This is a genomic window from Xenophilus sp. (assembly GCF_044462705.1).
Classification (GTDB): Bacteria; Pseudomonadota; Gammaproteobacteria; order Burkholderiales; family Burkholderiaceae_C; genus Xenophilus; species Xenophilus azovorans.
This window is the reverse complement of the sequence record NZ_JBIQNC010000006.1, coordinates 47729-65936: the sequence shown is the minus strand read 5'-3', so window position 1 is coordinate 65936 and position 18208 is coordinate 47729. Positions and strand designations below refer to the sequence as shown.

Below are 18208 nucleotides of genomic sequence, written 5' to 3'. Positions count from 1 at the left end.
GTCGAAGATCGGCAGCGACAGCAGCGCGCCGATGCCCCACGAGCGCGCCGACCACTTGAACAGGTCGCCCAGCTCCGGCGAGGCGAAGCCGCCGCCGGCAGTGAGCGCGATGTCGGGGAAGTACGCCGCCTTTGCCGCGCCGACGCGCGCCTGCGCCGCCAGCACCGCGGCCTGCGCCGCCGCCACGTCGGGCCGGCGCGTCAGCACGGTGGAGGGCACGCCGGCCGGCACCACCGGCAGCGCCGTCTGCCACGGCGCGACGCCAACGCCGAAGCCGGCCGGCGGCTCGCCCACCAGCACGGCCAGCGCGTGCTCCAGCTCGGCGCGGCGGCGGTCCAGCGCCAGCGCCTCGGACTCGTTGGACGCGACCTCGGTCTGCACCCGCGCCACGTCCAGCGCGGCCACGTCGCCCGCCTGCTGGCGGCGCTGCGTCAGGCGCAGGGTGTCGCGGTAGGCGTCCACGCTCTCGCGCACCAGGGCGCGTTCCGCATCGGCGGCGCGCAGGGCCAGGTAGGTCTGGGCCACTTCGGCCTGCACCATCAGGCGAGTGCTTTGCAGCAGCGCCTCGCGCGCCTGCGCGTCGAGCTGCGCAGCGTCTTCGGTGCGCGCGAGGCGGCCGAACAGGTCCAGTTCCCAGGCGGCGCCGACGCCGGCGGTGAGCAAGGTCGAGGGCTGCGTGAACTGGTTGCGGTCCAGGCCGCGCTGGCGGCTGGCGCCGGCGTCGAGGCCGACCTGCGGCAGGCGGTCGGCCTGCGCGCTGCGGGCCAGCGCCCTCGCCTGCCGCACGCGGGCGGCGGCCTGCTGCAGGCTGGTGTTGTTCTCGGCGGCACGGGCGACCAGCGCGTCGAGCACCGGGTCCTGGAAGGCGCGCCACCACTCGCCGCGCGGCTGGGCCTCGGCCGGCGCGGCGGCAGTCCAGCGGCCTTCGGTACCCGGGCCGGAGGGCGCCAGCGCCTCCTTGAACTGCGCCGGCGTCGCCACCGCCGGCACGCCTTCGGGCGCGCTGGCGCAGCCGGCCAGCACCAGGGCGGCCAGCAAAGGCGCGAGCGCCATGCGGGGAAGAAAGTTCGTCATGGTCGTTCTCCTCGTGGACGCGATGCGTTCATTCGTGGTGGCCGCGCGGGGCGGCCGGCAGCAGCTGCGGGCCGGCACCGCCGCCGCCCTCGCCGTGCACCGGGTGCTCGGCCGAGACGAAGTCGTCGGCATGCGTGGGCACCTGGCCGTGCTGGCGCAGCGGCCGGTTGCCCGCCAGCCGGCGCAGCGCGACGTAGAACACCGGCGTGAGGAACAGGCCGAAGGCCGTCACGCCGATCATCCCGGCGAACACGGCCACGCCCATCGCGCGCCGCATCTCCGAGCCGGCGCCGGTGGACAGCACCAGCGGCAGCACGCCCATGATGAAGGCCAGCGAGGTCATCAGGATCGGCCGCAGGCGCAGCCGGCTGGCCTCGATGGCGGCCTGCACCGGCGTGCGTCCCGCGAACTCCAGCTCGCGCGCGAACTCGACGATCAGGATGGCGTTCTTGGCCGACAGGCCCACCAGCACGATCAGCCCGATCTGCGTGAAGACGTTGTTGTCGCCCGCCGAGAGCCACACGCCCGTCATCGCCGCCAGCAGGCCCATCGGCACGATCAGGATGATCGCCAGCGGCAGCGTCAGGCTCTCGTACTGCGCCGCCAGCACCAGGAAGACCAGCAGGATCGCCAGCGGGAACACGATCACCGCCGAATTGCCGGCCAGGATCTCCTGGTAGGTCAGGTCGGTCCACTCGAAGCCGATGCCCGGCGGCAGCGTCTCGGCGGCGATGCGCTCGATGACGGCCTGCGCCTGGCCCGACGAGAAGCCCGGCCCCGCGGCGCCGTTGATGTCGGCGGTGAGGTAGCCGTTGTAGCGCATGGCGCGCTCGGGCCCGAAGCTCGACTCCACCTTCATCAGCGCCGCCAGCGGGATCATCTCGCCCGACGCGGAGCGCACCTTCAGCGCGCCGATGTCCTCGGCCCGCGCGCGGTACGGCGCGTCGGCCTGCACGCGCACGCTGTAGGTGCGGCCGAACTTGTTGAAATCGTTGGCGTAGAGGCTGCCCAGGTAGATCTGCAGCGTGTCGAAGATGTCCGTCAGCGGCACGCCCAACTGGCGCGCCTTGGTGCGGTCGACGTCGGCGAAGAGCTGCGGCACGTTGACCTGCCAGCTGGTGAACATGCCCGTCAGCTCCGGCGCCTGGCGCGCCTTGCCCATGAAGGCCTGCACCGCCTTGTCCATCGCCTCGTAGCCGAGCGAGGCGCGGTCTTCCAGCTGCAGCTTGAAGCCGCCCGTGGTGCCCAGCCCCGCCACCGGCGGCGGCGGGAACATCACGATGAAGGCGTCCTGGATGCCGGCGAAGGCCTGGTTGAGCTGGCCCGCCACCGCCGCGCCGCTCTGGTCGGCGCCCTTGCGCTGGTCGAAGGGCTTGAGCATCGCGAACACGATGCCGGCGTTGGAGCTGTTGGTGAAGCCGTTGATCGACAGCCCCGGGAAGGCCAGCGTGCCCTCGATGCTGGGGTTCTTCTTCATGATCTCGCCCATGCGGCGGATCACCTCGTCGGTGCGGTCCAGCGTGGCGCCGTCGGGCAGCTGCGCGAAGCCGATCAGGTACTGCTTGTCCTGCGTCGGCACGAAGCCGCCGGGCACCGCCTTGAACAGGCCGAAGGTCAGCCCCGCCAGCGCCAGGTAGATCACGAGCATCAGCGTCTTGCGCGAGATCACGCCGCGCACGCCGCCGCCGTAGGCCTCGCTGCCGCGGTGGAAGAAGCGGTTGAAGCCGCGGAAGAAGCCGCCCAGCACCTTGTCCATGCCGCGGGTGAGCGCGTCGCGCGGCGCGTCATGCGACTTGAGCAGCAGCGCCGCCAGCGCCGGCGAGAGCGTCAGCGAGTTGATCGCCGAGATCACCGTCGAGATGGCGATGGTGACGGCGAACTGCCGGTAGAACTGCCCCGTGAGGCCCGAGATGAAGGCCAGCGGCACGAACACCGCCACCAGCACCAGCGCGATGGCGATGATCGGCCCCGAGACCTCGCGCATGGCGCGGTAGGTCGCGTCGCGCGGGCTCAGGCCGGCCTCGATGTTGCGCTCCACGTTCTCGACCACCACGATCGCGTCGTCCACCACGATGCCGATGGCCAGCACCAGCCCGAAGAGCGACAGCGCGTTGATCGAGAAGCCCAGCAGATGCAGCACCGCGAAGGTGCCGATCACCGACACCGGCACCGCCAGCAGCGGGATGATCGAGGCGCGCCAGGTCTGCAGGAACAGGATCACGACCAGCACCACCAGCGCCACCGCCTCCAGCAGCGTGTGGATCACCGACGCGATGGAGGCGCGCACGAACTGCGTCGGGTCGTAGGCGATGCGGTACTCCACGCCCTCGGGCATGGTCTTCTGGATCTCGTCCATCGTGTGGCGCACGGTGTCGGAGATCTGCAGCGCGTTGGAGCCCGGCGCCTGGAACACGCCGATGCCCACCGCCGGGTCGTTGTCGAGCAGCGAGCGCAGCGAGTAGTCGGCCGCGCCCAGCTCCAGGCGGGCCACGTCGCGCAGCCGCACCACCTGGGTCGAGGGCTCGCCCGCGGCGCCGCCCTTGACGATGATGTCGCCGAACTCCTCCTCGTTGGCCAGCCGCCCGCGGGCGTTGACCGACAGTTGCAGGTCCACCCCCGGCAGCCCCGGCGAGGCGCCCACCACGCCGGCGGCCGCCTGCAGGTTCTGGCCGCGGATGGCGCCCACCACGTCGCTGGCCGAGAGGCCCCGCTGCGCCATCTTCTGCGGGTCGAGCCACACGCGCATCGCGTACTCGCCGCCGCCCCAGATCTGCACCTGGCCCACGCCCTCGATGCGCGCCAGCCGGTCCTTGACGTTGAGCACCGCGTAGTTGCGCAGGTAGTCGATGTCGTAGCGGTTGTTGGGCGAGACCAGGTGCACCACCATCGTGATGTCGGGCGAGCTCTTCACCGTCGTCAGGCCCAGGCGGCGCACCTCTTCCGGCAGGCGCGGCTCGGCCTGCGCGACGCGGTTCTGCACGAGCTGCTGCGCCTTGTCGGGATCGGTGCCCAGGCGGAAGGTGACGGTGAGCGTCATCACGCCGTCGGTGGTGGCCTGGCTGCCCATGTAGAGCATGCCTTCCACGCCGTTGATCTGCTCCTCCAGCGGCGTCGCGACGGTCTCGGCGATCACCTTGGGGTTGGCGCCGGGGTACTGCGCCCGCACCACGATCTGCGGCGGCGAGACCTCGGGGTACTCCGAGATCGGCAGGCCGCGCAGCGCGATCAGGCCGGCGATCAGCATGAGCAGCGACAGCACGCCGGCGAAGATCGGCCGGTCGATGAAGAATTTAGAGAGGTTCATGGCGCCATCTCCTGCGGTGGCGGGGTGAGGAAGGCCCCCGCGCGGGCCGCGAGGGCCCGCACGGTGGCGTCTGCTTCGTGTCTTGAAGTGGTCTTGTGCGCTCAGCGCAAGGTCATGAGCGGGCGCCGGCGCGCTCGGCGCTCGCCGTGGCCGTCATCGGCACCTCGCTCGGCGCGACCAGCGCGCCGGGCCGCACGTGCTGCGTGCCGTTGACCACGATGCGCTCGCCGGCCTTCAGGCCCGAGCGCACCACGCGCAGGCCCTGCACCGAGGCGCCGAGCGTGACTTCGCGGTACTCGGCCTTGTTCCCTTCGCCGACCACCAGCACGAACTTCTTGCTCTGGTCGGTGCCCACGGCGCGCTCGCTCACCAGCACGGCGCGGCTGTCCTGCGCCTGGCCCATGCGGATGCGGGCGAACTGGCCGGGGATCAGCGCGCCGTCGGCGTTGTCGAAGGTGGCGCGCACCCGCACCGTGCCGCTCTTCAGGTCGACCTGGTTGTCGATGAGCTGCAACCGGCCTTCGAAGGGCGTGCCCTCGGTGGCGGCGGTGCCCATCTGCACCGGGATCTGCGCGATCTGCGTGCGGACGGCGCCGCCGCCGGGCAGGTCCTTCAGCGCGCGGGCCACCACCTGCTCGTCGGCGTCGAAGCTGGCGTAGATCGGGCTGACCGACACCAGCGTGGTGAGCACCGGCGCGCCCGGCCCCGCTGGCACCAGGTTGCCGACCGTGACCTCGGCCCGGCCGATGCGCCCCGCCACCGGCGCGCGCACCTGGGTGTACGAGAGGTTCAGCCGCGCGCTCTGCAGCGCCGCCTGGGCGGCGCGCAGGTTGGCCTCGGCCTCGCGGCCGGCGTTCAGGCGCTCGTCCAGCTCGCGCTGGGCGATGGCCTGCTCGTCGTACAGGCGCCGGGCGCGCTCCTGCTCGCTGCGGGTGTAGCCGGCGCGTGCCTGGGCCGAGGCGACCTGCGCCTCGGCGCGCTGCACCTCGGCCTGGTAGGGCGCGGGGTCGATGGTCAGCAGCAGGTCGCCCTGCCTGACCAGCGCGCCTTCGCGGAAGTGGATGGCCTGCACCGCGCCGGCGACGCGCGAGCGCACGTCCACCCGCTCCACGGCCTCCAGCCGGCCGGAGAACTCGTCCCAGGCGTTGACGGGACGCTCCTCCACCATGGCGACCGACACCGGTGTGGCCTGCGGCGCCGCATCGGCGGGCGGGTTGCTCGCCTCGGCGCGCAGGCCGTACAGGCCGGCGATGCCGGCCCCCACCGCCAGCACGGCGGTGAGGCTGGTGATGGCGGGCCAGAGCCGCCGGCGCGCCGGCGGTGAGGACGAGGAAGGCTGTGCGTTCGGGTTGGCCATGGCGGTTCCTTTCGGATCGAAGGGATGCAGGGCGCCGCACCCTGCGCGGGTGGCGCGGGGCGTGGCGTTCGTCGGTTGTGGTCGTGGGCTCCGGCGGGTTGCCGGAAAGGGTCGGCGGGTGGGCGCCCGCCGTCATGCATCGCGGCGCGGCGCCGCGGTCAGAGCGGCGGCGGCGCGCCGGAGGGCTCCGCCTCGAAGAAGTCGATGAAGCGCTGCTTCACCGTCGCCGCGCAGACCGGACACCCGGGGTCGTCGGGCTGGTACAGCGCATCGGGCCACTGCGAGTCGTTCGGCAGCACGGCCGCGGTGACCGGGATGCCGGCCGCCTGCAGCCGCTTCGCATAGGCCAGCGCCTCGTCGCGCATCGGGTCGTCCGGCCCCACCAGCACCAGCGTGGCGGCCACGTCGGCCAGCCGCAGCGACGAGCCCGGCACCGCGTAGGGGTGCATCGTGTCCATCGGCCGGCGCAGGTAGCTCTGCCAGCCGGTGGCCCACTTGCAGGGCGCGTCGGAGCAGGTCGCCTCGCGCACCGAGGCGGTGCCGGCGCACGGGTCGAGCATGGGCGACAGCAGGATCTGGCCCGCCAGCGGCGGATGCCCGCGGTCGCGCGCCACCAGGGCCACGGCCGCGGCCAGGTTGCCGCCTGCTTCCTCGCCGGCCAGGAACACGCGTGCGCCCTTGCCGGCCAACTTGACGCGCTGCTTGTAGACCCATTCCAGCGCGGCGTAGCCGACCTCGATCGGCTTCGGAAAGGGATGCTCCGGCGCCAGCGGGTAGGCCAGCGACACCACCCGCGCCCCGGCGGCGCACAGCAGCCGGGCCACGTTGCGGCCGTTGTCCAGGCTGCCGCACACGAAGGTGCCGCCATGGAAGTGCAGCACCAGCGGGGCGCCCGCGGCGCCCTTGCGCCGCTCGCCATAGACGCGGGCCTGCGCCGGCTCGCCGCCGGCGAGTTCGATGCGGATGTCTTCTTCGGCCACGGCGCAGCCGGCCGTGGCGGCTGCCCCGGGCGGATGGGTGGCGGTGGAGGTGGACATCGTGGGACCTTTTCGGATCGGCGTAGGAGAACTATACGAGCCGCGCCGCCGCGCCGCACGGGCCGGGCCTTCCCACTCTGTTTCCCCGGCAGCAACAATGGCCTTCGGGGTGCGGTACAGAATGCAGCCTCGCTCCGGCGGCGTGGCGCCCGCCGCAACCCTGGGGCGCGCCGCGTGCCGGCGGCGCCAGGCACATTCGCTCTTCGCTCCTCTCCTATTTCCATCCATGGACCAGATCCAGACCATGCGGGTGTTCGTGCGCGTCGTGGAGGCCGGCAACTTCACGCGCGCGGCGGATTCCCTCGACCTGCCCAAGGGCACCGTCACCAAGCAGATCCAGGCGCTGGAGGCGCGCCTGCGCGTCAAGCTGCTCAACCGCACCACCCGCCGCGTGACCGTCACGCCCGACGGCGCCGCCTACTACGAGCGCGTGGCGCGCCTGCTCAACGACTTCGACGAGCTGGAGGCCAGCATGGCCAACAGCAACGCCGCGCCCAGCGGCAAGCTGCGCGTGGACGTGGGCACCTCCACCGCGCGGCTGGTCATCATCCCGCGGCTGGCCAGCTTCTGCGACCAGTACCCGGACATCCAGGTCGACCTGGGCGTGAGCGACCGGACGGTGGATCTGATCGGCGACAACGTGGACGTGGTGATCCGCGCCGGCGACATCACGGACCAGTCGCTGGTGGCGCGCCGCATCGGCACCCTGCCCTTCGCGACGGTGGCCGCGCCCGCCTACCTGAAGAAGTACGGCACGCCGCAGACGCCGCACGACCTGGAGCGCGGCCGCCAGCACGTGATCAACTTCTTCTCCAGCAACTCGCGGCGCATGTACCCGCTGCAGTTCCGCAGGGGCGACGAGACGCTGGAGGTGAGCAACCCCTACCGCCTCGCCGTGAACGACAGCAACGCCTACACCTCGGCCGCGCTGGCGGGCTTCGGCGTGGCGCAGATGGTGCGCTTCATCGCCGCACCCTACCTGGAGAGCGGCGAGCTGGTCGAGCTGTTCCCCGACTGGCACTGCGACCCGCTGCCGGTGCACGTGGTCTACCCGCCCAACCGGCACCTCAGCGCCAAGGTGCGTGCCTTCGTGGACTGGGCGGCCGCGGAGTTCGCACTCCAGCCCCATCTGGCGCGCGCCTGAACCGGGCCGCCTCGGCGCGTCAGGGGCCGGCGGCCGCCTCCTCCAGTGCCGCCTGGCTGGCCGGCGGCCGCACGCCCAGCCGTGCGTGCCCGTGCAGCCCGAAGGAGGCGCAGTCGCGCAACTGGACGCCGGCCGCGCGCAGGCGGCGCAGCAGCGGGCCCGCGTCGCCGTCGGGCAGCCGCACGCAGAAGAAGCTGGCGTCGCTCGCCAGCGGCGCCCAGCCGAGGCGGCGGCACAGCGCGAGCTGGCGGTCCTTCCAGTCGCGCAGCACCGGCAGGCTGGCGGCCAGCCAGTCCTGCGCGGCGGGCTCGGTCCAGGCCTGGAGCATCGCCACGCCGTGCGCGCCCAGCGGCCACGAGGGCGCCAGGCGCTGCAGCGCGTGCAGCAGCGGCGAGGCGGCATCGCCTGCCGGTGCGACGGCATAGGCGCCGCGCACGCCCGTCAGGCCCAGCGCCTTGTTGGGCGACCACAACTGCCACACGCGCGCCAGGCGGGCGCCGTCCAGCGCCGGCGCGCCGGCCAGCCGCAGCGGGGCATAGGCGCGGTCGAGCACGAGAGGCACGCCGGTCGGCAGCGCATCGACGCGCGCGGCCAGGTCGGGCGGCGTGTCGCCCAGCGGCGAGGACGGATCGCAGCCCCAGGAGAGCACCTCGCCCCGCGCCGGCAGGCCGCGCACCACGCCCAGGCCCTGCGCGCGCGCGGCCCGCGCGTAGTCGCCGTAGGCCCAGGCCGGCACCCGCACCGTGCCGCGGCCGCGCGACGCCTGCGCGACGGCAGCCGTGATGCGCGCGATGAACTCGCTGCCGCTGGCGGCGACGACGATGCGCTCGCGCGCCACACCGTGGAAGGCGGCGATGCGCTCGCGCAGGTCGGTGCAGGCCGGATCGGGGTAGCGCGTCGGGTCCGCCGCCTGCACGGCGGCCAGCGCCGGAGGGCACGGTCCGCAGGCGTTGGCGTTGGTCGAGAAGTCGTGCGGCGCCGCGCCGGCCGCGTCCGGTCCGCCGTGCACGGGTGCGGCGTCGGCGTTCATGCAGTGGCCCATCCGCCCGCCGCGGCCAGCACCGCTGTGCAGGCCAGCCCGGCCAGCCACGCGGCCCGGCCGGCGAGCACGATCGCGCGGCGCGTGTCGTCGGCCCGGGGCACAGCCCCGGCCGCGTTCAGCACGTACACGCCCGGCTTGCCCAGCCGCACGCCGAGCAGCAGCGCGGCGGCCGCCATCGGCCAACCGCCGTTGGGCGACGGCGTGCGCGCCGCCTCGCGCACCAGCGTGCGCGGCCAGCGCAGCGCCGCCAGGGCCAGCAGCAGCGCGGTGATGCGCGCCGGCAGCCACGACAGCAGGTCGTCGGCGCGGGCGGCCCACTTGCCGGCCCAGGTCCAGTCGCGCCCGCCGCGTTCGCCGCGGTAGCCCCACATCGCATCCGCCGTGTTGGCGAAGCGGTACAGCGCCGCGCCCGGCAGGCCCAGCAGCGCGAACCACAGCAGCGGCGCGACCACCGAGTCGTTCAGGTTCTCGGCCAGCGACTCGATGGTGCTCTCGCGCACTGCCGCGGCATCGAGGGCGCGCACGTCGCGGCTGACCAGCCACGCCAGCCGTTCGCGGCCGGCGTCCAGCGACACGGCCAGCGCCGATTCCACCGCCTGCACCTCGCTGCGCAGCAGCGCCCAGGCGAGCTGCGGCTTGAGGCCCAGCGCCAGCGCCGGCAGCGCCAGCCAGGCCGGCTGCGCCAGCAGCCAGCGCTGCAGCAGCCAGGCCAGCGCGAAGACCGCCGCGGCGGCGGCGCACCAGGTCAGCGCCGCGCCCCAGAACACGCGCCGGTCCGACAGCACCCGCGGCGCGCCGGCGCGGGGCGCCAGCCGTGCGCCGGCCCAGCCCAGGTAGCGCCCCATCCACACCACCGGGTGCCAGCGCGCCGGCGGTTCGCCCAGCAGCCGGTCGGCGGCCAACGCCAGCAGCGGGATGGCGGCCAGCTCCAGCATCAGGACGGCCGGCCCGCAGTGAAAGAGGACGGCAGCGGCATGCGTCAGTCTTCGATGCCGCGCTGCGCCGGCACGCCGGCCTGGAAGGCGTGCTTGACCAGACGCATCTCGGTCACGGTGTCGGCGATGTCGACGATCTCCTGCGGGCAGCGGCGGCCGGTCAGCACCACGTGCACCTCCCTGGGCCGCTCGCGCAGCGCGGCCAGCACCTCGCCCGGCGGCAGCCAGCCGTAGATCAGCGGGTAGGTGATCTCGTCCAGCACCACGAGGAAATACTCGCCCGAGAGGATGGCCGCCCTCGCCTTCTGCCAGCCGTCGCGCGCCAGTTGCGCCGAGCGCTCCAGGTCCTGGCTCTTCCAGCTGAAGCCGTCGCCCAATCCTTCGATGGGGACACCGATCTGCTCGAACATGCGGTGCTCGCCGAAGCGCGCCGTGGGCACCTTCATGAACTGGAAGATCTTCACCGCCTTGCCGCGGCCATGCGCGCGCAGGGCCAGGCCGAAGGCGGCCGTGCTCTTGCCCTTGCCGTCGCCGGTGTTGACGATCACCAGGCCGCGGCGCTCGCCTTCGGGCTTGTCGTAGGGCTTGGCGGAGGGTGGGGTCTCGATCTGCATGGGTCTCTTTCTCCTTCAGCGAGGCAGCGCGATCCACTGCCCCTCGACACGGTGCACCGCCACGCGGCCGTCGAACACGGCCTCCAGCGCGCGGTGCGTGGCGGCGTCGCCGGTCGCGCCGTGGTGCATCACGCGGCCGCCGGCCATCACGACCAGTTCGTCGGCCGCCAGCGCCGCGTGCAGTTCGTGCAGCACGCTGACCACCGTGCAGCCGCCATCGGCCAGCTCGCGCGCCGTGGCGAGCCAGTCGGACTGGTGCGGCGGGTCGAGGTTGGCCAGCGGCTCGTCCATCAGCAGCACGCCGGCCTGCACCGCCAGCGCGCGGGCCAGCAGCACGCGCTGGCGCTCGCCGCCCGACAGGTGCCCCAGCGGGCGCTCGCGCCAGTCCCACGCCTGCGTGCGGCGCAGCGCCGCCTCCACCACCGCGCGGTCGGCGGCCGAGGGGGCCGCCAGCCAGCGCTGGTGCGGCAGGCGGCCGAGCATCGCGACGTCGTGGACGGTGAGTTCGTCGGCCGCCGGGTCGGCCGCGCCGCCCTGCCCCAGCCAGGCCAGGCGGCGGGCGCGCTCGCGCGGCGTCCAGCCGGCCAGCGGCCGGCCGGCCAGTTCCACTTCGCCGGTGCACCGCAGCAGCCCGGCCAGGCAGCGCAGCAGGGTGGACTTGCCGGCGCCGTTGGGGCCGACGATGCTGGTCCAGCGGCCGGCCGGCAGGGCGAGGTCGATGCCGTGCAGCACCGGTGCGCCGCCCAGCCGCGCATGCAGGCCGCGCGCCCGGAGCATGCAGGCGGCCGTGTCGTTCATTGCACGCTCCGCACCGCGCGGCGGTGCATCAGCCACAGCAGGTAGCCGCCGCCCAGCACCGCGGTGAGCACGCCCACCGGCAGCTCCTGCGGCGCGATGAGCCAGCGCGCCAGCAGGTCCGCCGCCGCCAGCAGCAGGCCGCCCATCAACGACGAGAGCAGCAGCAGGCGCGCATGCGGCGTCTTGACCAGCGAGCGCACCAGGTGCGGCGCCGCGAGGCCGACGAAGGCGATCAGCCCGGTCTGCGCGACGGCCGCGCCCGTAGCCAGCGCGAGCACGCCCACCAGCGCGGCGCGCAGGGCCGGCAGCGGCAGGCCCAGGCTGGCGGCGGTGTCCTCGCCCAGCGCCAGCCCGTCGAGCACCGGCGCGAGCAGCCAGCCCGCCAGCAGGCACGCGGCCAGCACGCCGGCCATCAGCGCGCAGGCGCTCCAGCCCAGCAGGCCCGTGGTGCCGAGCATGAAGCCCTGCAGCGCCTGCAGGATGTCGGCCGAGGCGATGCTGACGAGGTCCTTCAGCGCGCCCAGCACCACGCCGACGATCACGCCGGCCAGCAGCAGGCGCAGCGTCTGCTGCACGCCGCGTGCCAGCGTCAGCGTGAGCAGCACCGCCACCACCGCGCCGAGGAAGGCGGCGCCCGTGAGGCCCAGGCGCACCACCCACTGCGTGGACTGGGCCGAGGCGCCGAACAGCGTCAGCGCCAGCGCCACGCCCAGCCCGGCGCCCGAGGCGCTGCCGAGCAGGTACGGATCGGCCAGCGGGTTGCGGAACAGGCCTTGCGCCACCGCGCCGGCCAGCCCCAGCAGCGCGCCGGCCAGCCAGGCGCCGGCGGCGCGCGGCAGCCGGATGTCGCGCACGATCTGCCAGGCGACCGGGTCGGCCTGCGGGCCCCACAGCGCGTGCAGGCCGGTGCTGCCCACCGCGGCGCCCAGCACCAGCACCAGCACGGCGGCGCCCAGCAGGGCGGCCAGCACGGCGTTGGCGCGGCGGGACTGCATCAGCGGGCGGCGCCTGCGGCCGCGGCCGGCCGGCGCGCCAGGCAGTCGGCCATCAGCCGCGCGGCCTCGGCCATGCGCGGGCCGGGGCGCACCAGGATGTCGCTCTGCTCGGCGTCGAAGCGGCACACGCGGCCCTCGCGCACCGCGCGGATGGCGGCCCAGCCGGGCCGCTGCTCCAGCCCCTGCCCGCTGCGCTGGCCGACCATGATCACCTGCGGGTCGGCGCGCACGACGAACTCGGGACTGATCTTGGGAAAGGGGCCGAGTGCTGCCGGGATGATGTTGCGCGCGCCCAGCCTCGCCATCGTCTCGCCCATGAAGGAGGACTCGCCGGCCGCATAGGGGCCGTTGTTGACCTCGAAGTACACCCGCGCGCCGCGCGCCGCGGCGGGCACCGATTCGGCCGCCGCGTTCACGCCCGCGTCGATGCGGCGCCACAGCGCGTCGGCCTCGGCCGGCGGCACGTCCAGCAGCCGCGCCACCTGGCCGATCACGCGCTGCATGCCGGCCTGGTTCTTCGGCTCCAGCACGGCCACGGTGATGCCCAGCGATTCCAGGCGCGACGCCACCCGCGAGGACGGCGCGGCCAGCACCAGGTCGGGCTTGAGCGCGACGATGGCCTCCACGTTCGGATCGATGCCGCCGCCCACCAGCGGCAGCGCGCGCACCGGCGCGGGCCAGTTGGAATAGCGGTCCACGCCGACCAGCCGGGCGCAGGCGCCCAGTTCGCACACGGTCTCGGTCAGCGAGGGCAGGATCGAGACGATGCGCTGCGGCGGCGCGGCCAGGCGCACGGTGGTGCCGCGGTCGTCCACCGCCTCCAGCGGCGCGGCCAGGGCGCCGCCCCCCGCGCACAGCGCCAGCGTCCAGAGGAGCAGCCGCCTCATGCCGCCCCGCCCTTCAGCCGCAGCGGCAGCCCGGCGGCCATCAGCGTCACGCGCTCGCAGGCAGCGGCCACCTGCTGGTTCAGGCGCCCCAGCACGTCGACGAAGGCGCGCGTCTCGGCGCCCAGCGGGATGACGCCCAGGCCGATCTCGTTGCTCACCAGCACCACCGGCCCCTGCGCCACAGCCAGCGCCTCGGGCAGCAGCGCCACGCCGTCCTGCCAGTCGGGGCCCGCGGCGCGGGCCGGGTCCAGCTCGGGCGGCATCATCAGGTTGGTCAGCCACAGCGTCAGGCAGTCCACCAGCACCAGCGTCTCGGGCGTGCTGGCGGCCATGACGGCCTCGGGCACGCGCAGCGGCTCCTCGATGGTCTCCAGCGCCGGCACCCGCGCGGCGCGCTCGAACTGGTGCAGCGCGATGCGCTGGCGCATCTCGTCGTCCCAGGCCTGCCCGGTGGCCACAAGCACGGCGCGGTGCGCGGGCGAGCGCGCCAGCCAGGCCGCGGCCAGCGCCTCGCCGCGGCGCGACTTGCCGCTCTTCTGTCCGCCGAGGATGAATTCGCTGGCGGCGATGTCCGCCGCGCCGTGCCCGCCTTCTTCGCTCATGGATGCGCCGTGTCCCTTCCGTTCTTCACCAATGCGGCTGCCACTTCAGGCCGACGTAGACCGTGCGGCCGGCGGTGGCGTAGTCGCGCGCCACCTGGTAGCGCTTGTCGCCGGCATTGTCGATGCGCGCGGTGAAGGTCCAGTCGCGCGCGAAGCTGGTGCTGGCGCTGAGGTTGACCAGGCCGTAGCCGCCCAGCTCGCGCGTGTTGGCCGCGTCGTCCCAGCGGCGCCCCGAGGCCTGCAGCTCGGCGCCCAGCGTCCAGCCGGCCACGCGCCAGTCCGCGCCCAGGGTGCCGTGCACGCGCGCGCGGCGCGCCAGCAGGTGGCCGGTGTCCTTGTCGCGCGGCTCCTGCAGGTCCAGCGAGCCGCGCAGCGTCACGTCGCCGAAGCTGTGGCTGGCCGCCAGCGTGATGCCCTTGTACTCGCCGCGGCCCACGTTCGCGTAGCAGCCGAAGAAGGAGTCGCAGCCGGTGGCGTCGTAGTCGAACACGATCAGGTTGCGCACGCGGTTGCGGTAGAGCGTCAGGCTGGCGGTGGTGGCGGCGTCGGCGTAGCGCAGGCCCAGCTCGGCGTTGCGGCCGGTCTCGGGCTTCAGGCCCGCCACGCCGTACTCGCTGAAGCGCTGGTACAGCGTGGGCGCCCGGAAGGAGGTGCCGGCCGAGGCGGTGACGCGCCAGCCTTTGGCGAACTCGTAGCCGTAGGCGGCGCTGCCGGTGGTCTTGCCGCCGAACTCGCTGTCGCGGTCGTGGCGCAGGTTGACCTGCAGCGAGTGCGCGCCGGCGCTGTAGCCGTAGCCCAGCGCCAGGCCGTCCTGCGAGCGCTCGCGGGCGATGGTGGTGCTCCACTCGTCCAGCGCCGGGTTGTAGAGCTTGTCCTCGCGGCGCTCCAGCGCGGCGGTGAACAGGTGCGCGCCGAGCCGGTATTCGTTCTGGAACAGGTAGCCGCGCAGGCGCGTCTGGGTGACGTAGTCGGGCACGGCGTTCTTCACCACCGTCTCGTAGCGCGTGTTGGAGTCGGTGACCGACAGCCTGGTCGTGTACTCGGGCGTCCACTTCGCCGTCCACGTGAGGCCGCTGGCGCGCAGGTGGTAGCGGTTGCGGTCGTCCACCGGCCGCAGCGGGTCGTAGGTGAAGCCGTCGTAGCCCGAGTCCAGCGTGTTCTCCAGCATGGTGAAGTCCAGCCGGTGGCGCTCGCCGATCTGCCAGCCCAGCCGCACGTTGGCTGCGCTGTTCTTGTAGTAGTCGTCGTCCGGGTTGTGCTTGACATTGGGCGTGCGCACGTCGAAGTTGCGGCTCTGCTCGTAGGAGGCCCCCACCGAGTAGTCGAAGGCGCCGATGGCGCCGCTCACGCCGAGCTGCGTCTTCGAAGTGCGGCGGCTGCCGATGCCGTAGCTGACGAAGGGCGTGGCCTTGCCCTCGCCCTTGCGGGTGAACAGCTGCACCACGCCCGCCACCGCATCGGAGCCGTACACCGCGGCGGCCGGGCCGCGCAGCACCTCGATGCGGTCGATCTGCGCCAGCGGGATCGTCTCCCACATCACGCCGCCGGTGGATTGCGAGTCCAGCCGCACGCCGTCCAGGTAGACGGCGGTGAAGCGTGTCTCGGCGCCGCGCAGGAACAGGCTGGTGCTGTTGCCGATGCCGCCGTTGCGCGTGAGCTCCACGCCGGGCAGCCGCGCCAGCAGGTCGGCCACGCCGGTGGCGCCGCTGTGCTCGATGGTCTCCCGCTCGATCACGGAGACGTCGGACACCAGTTCCGACAGCGGCTGCTCCACGCGCGTGGCGGTGACGACGGTTTCCTGCAGCGCGGGATGCGCGCCCTGGGCGAAGGCAGAAGGGGCGAAGGCCGCAGCCAGCGCGGCGGCAAGGGACGAAACGCGCAGTGCGGCGCGCGACGAGGGGTCACGGGGGGTCATGGGAGCGACGTTTCCTGCTCAAGAGCCCTGGCCAGCTTCCCCGCCGGCCCTGGGCACCAAGGCCGCCGCGCCTGGAGAAAACGCGGCAGCCGCCTTGTTGGCCGGTATCCGGGCTGACAGCGCGCCTCGGCCGCCTTCCCAGGCGCCGCGTGTCGACGGCGCCCAGTGGCTGGATTGGACGAGGTGGCCACGCACGCGATGCGCGCGGGGCCGGCTGCTTGACCGTTGCGGGGGCAGCGCAGGCCGGCTCTGGCGACTGGAAAGTCCCTCGGCTCCTGCTTCCCGTTGAACTGTGCCGCGCGAACCGCGGCACGAGCACCAACGGCGCGGATTCTATGCGGGCGAGGCGCCCGGCGCGCCACTCAGAGGGCGGTGGCCTCCTTGGCCGCGCCGGTGTCGGCGTCGCCGTCCTTGCGCAGCATCGCGATGAGTTCGTCCAGGGCGGCGACGGCGCCCTGCGCGTCGCGGCCGCGCAGCGACTGCACGAGCTTGCGCCGCAGCGGGAACACGTCGGGCCGGGGGCGCGCCGGGATCACGTGCGTCATGCGTTCGCGCAGCACGGCGGTCATGGTCTGCGCCATCAGCCGCAGGGCCTCGTTGTGGCCGGCCAGCGCGATCGAGGAGAAGAAGCTCGCCGTGGCCTCGATGCGCCGGGGCAGCGCCTGCTCGCCCTGGTGCTGCTCGATCTCGGCGACGGCCGCCTCGATCGCGTCGACCTCCGCCTCGGAGGCCCGCTCGCAGGCCAGCCGCAGCAGCGTGCCGTACAGCGCGCGGTAGGCCTCGTCGATGTCGGCCGTGCCCAGGCGCCCTTCGAGCACCAGCTTGCGCAGCGACTCGGCGAGCATCATGTAGGCGCCCTTGTAGAACACCAGCGCATGGTCGGCCGGGCCGGTGCCCATGTGCCTGACCTCGCCGATGAAGATGTCGTGGTCGCCGGCCTCGTGCCGCGCATGCACCCGGCACTCGAAGCTGGCCAGGCAGTCGTCGATGAGCGGCGTGCCGAGCTCGCCCCGGCGCCACGCCACGCCCTCGAACTTGTCTGCGATCTTGCTCGACGCGAAGCGGCCGGACAGCGCGTCCTGGCTCTGCGACAGGATGTTGATGGCGAAGGCATCCGCCTGCGCGAACACGCCGAGCAGGCTGCTCGCCTTGCGCAGGCTGAACAGCACCAGGGGCGGCTCCAGCGACACGGAGCTGAAGGAGTTGCAGGTCAGGCCGACGGGCTGCCCGTCGGCCGTGTGGGTGGTGATGATGGCCACGCCCGTCGGGAAGCAGCCCAGCAGTTGGCGGAACAGCTTGGGGTCGATGCTCGTCTCCGTGCTCATGGCGCAGGCGTCCCCTGGCGCTTGAAGAGCTGGACGATGTTGCCCTCGGGGTCGCGCAGCGACACCACGGCGCCGTGCGAGCCCATGTCGCGCGTGCCGAGCACCGTGCCGCCCGCGGCGGCGATGCGCGCCTCGGCGCCCGCGAAATCGTCCACCTCGAACACCATCACCAGGCCAGACTGCGCCGGCGCGGCCTCCTCGCGGCAGGCCAGCGCCACGTTGGCCGGGCCGACGCCGTACTGGATCCAGCGGTCCTCGTCGCGGAACTTGAGCGCGAGGCCCAGCGCGGACGTGTAGAAGGCATGGAGTTCGGCGGGCCGCTCGGCCACCACGAACACGTTCTGAAGGCGCTTTGGCGATTCCATGGGCGTTGCTTTGTCTCAGGAAGCGGCCCGGGGTGCGCCGCCGTTGCGATAGAGGTTGGTCAGGGGCGCCTTGAGGAAGCCGCCGTCGACCACGAGGTCCTGTCCGTTGACGTAGGCCGCGCCGTCGCTGGCGAGGAAGGCGACGGCCGCGGCGATGTCCTCGGGCAGGCCGATGCGCCGCGCCGGGATGGCGGCGATGCGGCTTTCGAGCGCGCCTTCGCGGCGGTAGTGCGGCTCCGACAGCGGCGTGCGGATCATGCCGGGGCTGACCGTGTTGGCCCGCAGGCCGCGCGGCCCCCACTCCACCGCCATCTGGCGGGTCAGCGCCTGCATGGCGGCCTTGGCCGGGCCGTAGGCGCCGCCCTGCGACGGCGCCCGCGCGGCGATGGACGCCACGTTGACGATGCTGCCGGCCTGCCGCTCGAACATCATCGGCACCAGGGCCTGCGCGCACAGCAGCGCGCCGCGCAGGTTCACCTGGAAGATGCGGTCCCACAGCTCCAGCGGCAGGCGCTCCAGCGCCACCGGCGCGGCGGTGATGGCGGCGTTGTTCACCAGCACGTCGCAGCGGCCGAAGCGCTCGCGCGTCAGCGCCGCCAGGGCGTCGACCGAGGCCGGGTCCGCGATGTCGGTGCGCACGGCCAGCAGGCCGTCGGCCTCGGCCGGCGCCTCGGGGTGGCCGATGTCGGCCTGCACCACGCTGGCGCCCATGGCGCGCAGCTGCCGGCAGATCGCCAGGCCGAGGCCGCCGGACGCGCCGGTGACCACGGCCACCCTGCCGCGCAGGGCGTCATCGGCGAAGGGGGCGGGACTG

16 protein-coding genes and 1 riboswitch are annotated in these 18208 nt (G+C 73.7%); of the genes, 1 reads left to right on the top strand and 15 read right to left on the bottom strand.

The window, feature by feature from the left end:
• The 4 genes from ACIY1X_RS02625 to ACIY1X_RS02610 form a co-directional block, all read right to left on the bottom strand.
• Positions 1–1074: efflux transporter outer membrane subunit (locus ACIY1X_RS02625; RefSeq protein ID WP_399677788.1), on the bottom strand; the 1074-nt coding region annotated here is incomplete at its 3' end.
• Positions 1075–1102: 28 nt separating this feature from the next.
• Positions 1103–4378 (bottom strand): efflux RND transporter permease subunit, encoded by a 3276-nt coding sequence (locus ACIY1X_RS02620; protein WP_399677786.1) that lies wholly within the window; start codon positions 4376–4378, stop codon positions 1103–1105.
• A 112-nt stretch (positions 4379–4490) separates the two neighbouring features.
• On the bottom strand, positions 4491–5735 hold the full coding sequence (locus tag ACIY1X_RS02615) for an efflux RND transporter periplasmic adaptor subunit (protein WP_399677784.1): 1245 nt from the start codon (positions 5733–5735) through the stop codon (positions 4491–4493).
• Positions 5736–5893: 158 nt separating this feature from the next.
• On the bottom strand, positions 5894–6772 hold the full coding sequence (locus ACIY1X_RS02610; protein WP_399677782.1) for an alpha/beta hydrolase: 879 nt from the start codon (positions 6770–6772) through the stop codon (positions 5894–5896).
• A gap of 226 nt (positions 6773–6998) precedes the next feature.
• Between ACIY1X_RS02610 and ACIY1X_RS02605 the strand changes: the two genes are divergently transcribed.
• Positions 6999–7916, top strand: a complete 918-nt coding sequence (locus ACIY1X_RS02605) for a LysR family transcriptional regulator (RefSeq protein ID WP_038204778.1) — start codon at positions 6999–7001, stop codon at positions 7914–7916.
• Between the two features lie 19 nt (positions 7917–7935).
• Here ACIY1X_RS02605 and ACIY1X_RS02600 read toward each other — a convergent pair whose 3' ends face one another.
• The 11 genes from ACIY1X_RS02600 to ACIY1X_RS02550 form a co-directional block, all read right to left on the bottom strand.
• Positions 7936–8946 carry an aminotransferase class I/II-fold pyridoxal phosphate-dependent enzyme gene (locus ACIY1X_RS02600; RefSeq protein ID WP_399677779.1) on the bottom strand — a complete coding sequence of 337 codons (1011 nt, stop codon included), beginning with the start codon at positions 8944–8946 and terminating at the stop codon, positions 7936–7938.
• Positions 8943–9893 carry an adenosylcobinamide-phosphate synthase CbiB gene (gene cbiB, locus ACIY1X_RS02595; RefSeq protein ID WP_399677777.1) on the bottom strand — a complete coding sequence of 317 codons (951 nt, stop codon included), beginning with the start codon at positions 9891–9893 and terminating at the stop codon, positions 8943–8945. The genes ACIY1X_RS02600 and cbiB overlap by 4 nt, the downstream gene beginning before the upstream one ends.
• A 44-nt stretch (positions 9894–9937) precedes the next feature.
• Positions 9938–10507: a cob(I)yrinic acid a,c-diamide adenosyltransferase gene (cobO, locus tag ACIY1X_RS02590; protein ID WP_399677775.1), complete on the bottom strand. Its 570-nt coding sequence runs from the start codon at positions 10505–10507 to the stop codon at positions 9938–9940.
• A 15-nt stretch (positions 10508–10522) separates the two neighbouring features.
• Complete coding sequence (locus tag ACIY1X_RS02585; protein WP_399677773.1) at positions 10523–11305, bottom strand: ABC transporter ATP-binding protein; 783 nt, start codon at positions 11303–11305, stop codon at positions 10523–10525.
• Positions 11302–12300 carry a FecCD family ABC transporter permease gene (locus ACIY1X_RS02580; RefSeq protein ID WP_399677771.1) on the bottom strand — a complete coding sequence of 333 codons (999 nt, stop codon included), beginning with the start codon at positions 12298–12300 and terminating at the stop codon, positions 11302–11304. Before ACIY1X_RS02580 ends, ACIY1X_RS02585 begins: the two co-directional genes overlap by 4 nt.
• Positions 12300–13187, bottom strand: coding sequence for an ABC transporter substrate-binding protein (locus ACIY1X_RS02575; protein ID WP_399677769.1), 888 nt, complete (start codon positions 13185–13187; stop codon positions 12300–12302). Before ACIY1X_RS02575 ends, ACIY1X_RS02580 begins: the two co-directional genes overlap by 1 nt.
• Positions 13184–13789 (bottom strand): bifunctional adenosylcobinamide kinase/adenosylcobinamide-phosphate guanylyltransferase, encoded by a 606-nt coding sequence (locus tag ACIY1X_RS02570; protein ID WP_399677768.1) that lies wholly within the window; start codon positions 13787–13789, stop codon positions 13184–13186. The genes ACIY1X_RS02575 and ACIY1X_RS02570 overlap by 4 nt, the downstream gene beginning before the upstream one ends.
• 25 nt (positions 13790–13814) lie before the next feature.
• The gene (locus tag ACIY1X_RS02565) at positions 13815–15704 is read right to left on the bottom strand and encodes a TonB-dependent receptor domain-containing protein (RefSeq protein ID WP_399677766.1); all 1890 of its coding nucleotides are present in this window, start codon (positions 15702–15704) and stop codon (positions 13815–13817) included.
• Positions 15705–15785: 81 nt separating this feature from the next.
• Positions 15786–16042, bottom strand: a riboswitch (cobalamin riboswitch).
• Positions 16043–16066: 24 nt separating this feature from the next.
• Complete coding sequence (locus ACIY1X_RS02560; RefSeq protein WP_399677764.1) at positions 16067–17029, bottom strand: flavin reductase; 963 nt, start codon at positions 17027–17029, stop codon at positions 16067–16069.
• Positions 17026–17394, bottom strand: a complete 369-nt coding sequence (locus ACIY1X_RS02555; protein WP_399677762.1) for a VOC family protein — start codon at positions 17392–17394, stop codon at positions 17026–17028. Before ACIY1X_RS02555 ends, ACIY1X_RS02560 begins: the two co-directional genes overlap by 4 nt.
• A 15-nt stretch (positions 17395–17409) precedes the next feature.
• The coding region (locus ACIY1X_RS02550) for an SDR family NAD(P)-dependent oxidoreductase (protein WP_399677760.1) at positions 17410–18208 on the bottom strand (799 nt) is incomplete at its 5' end.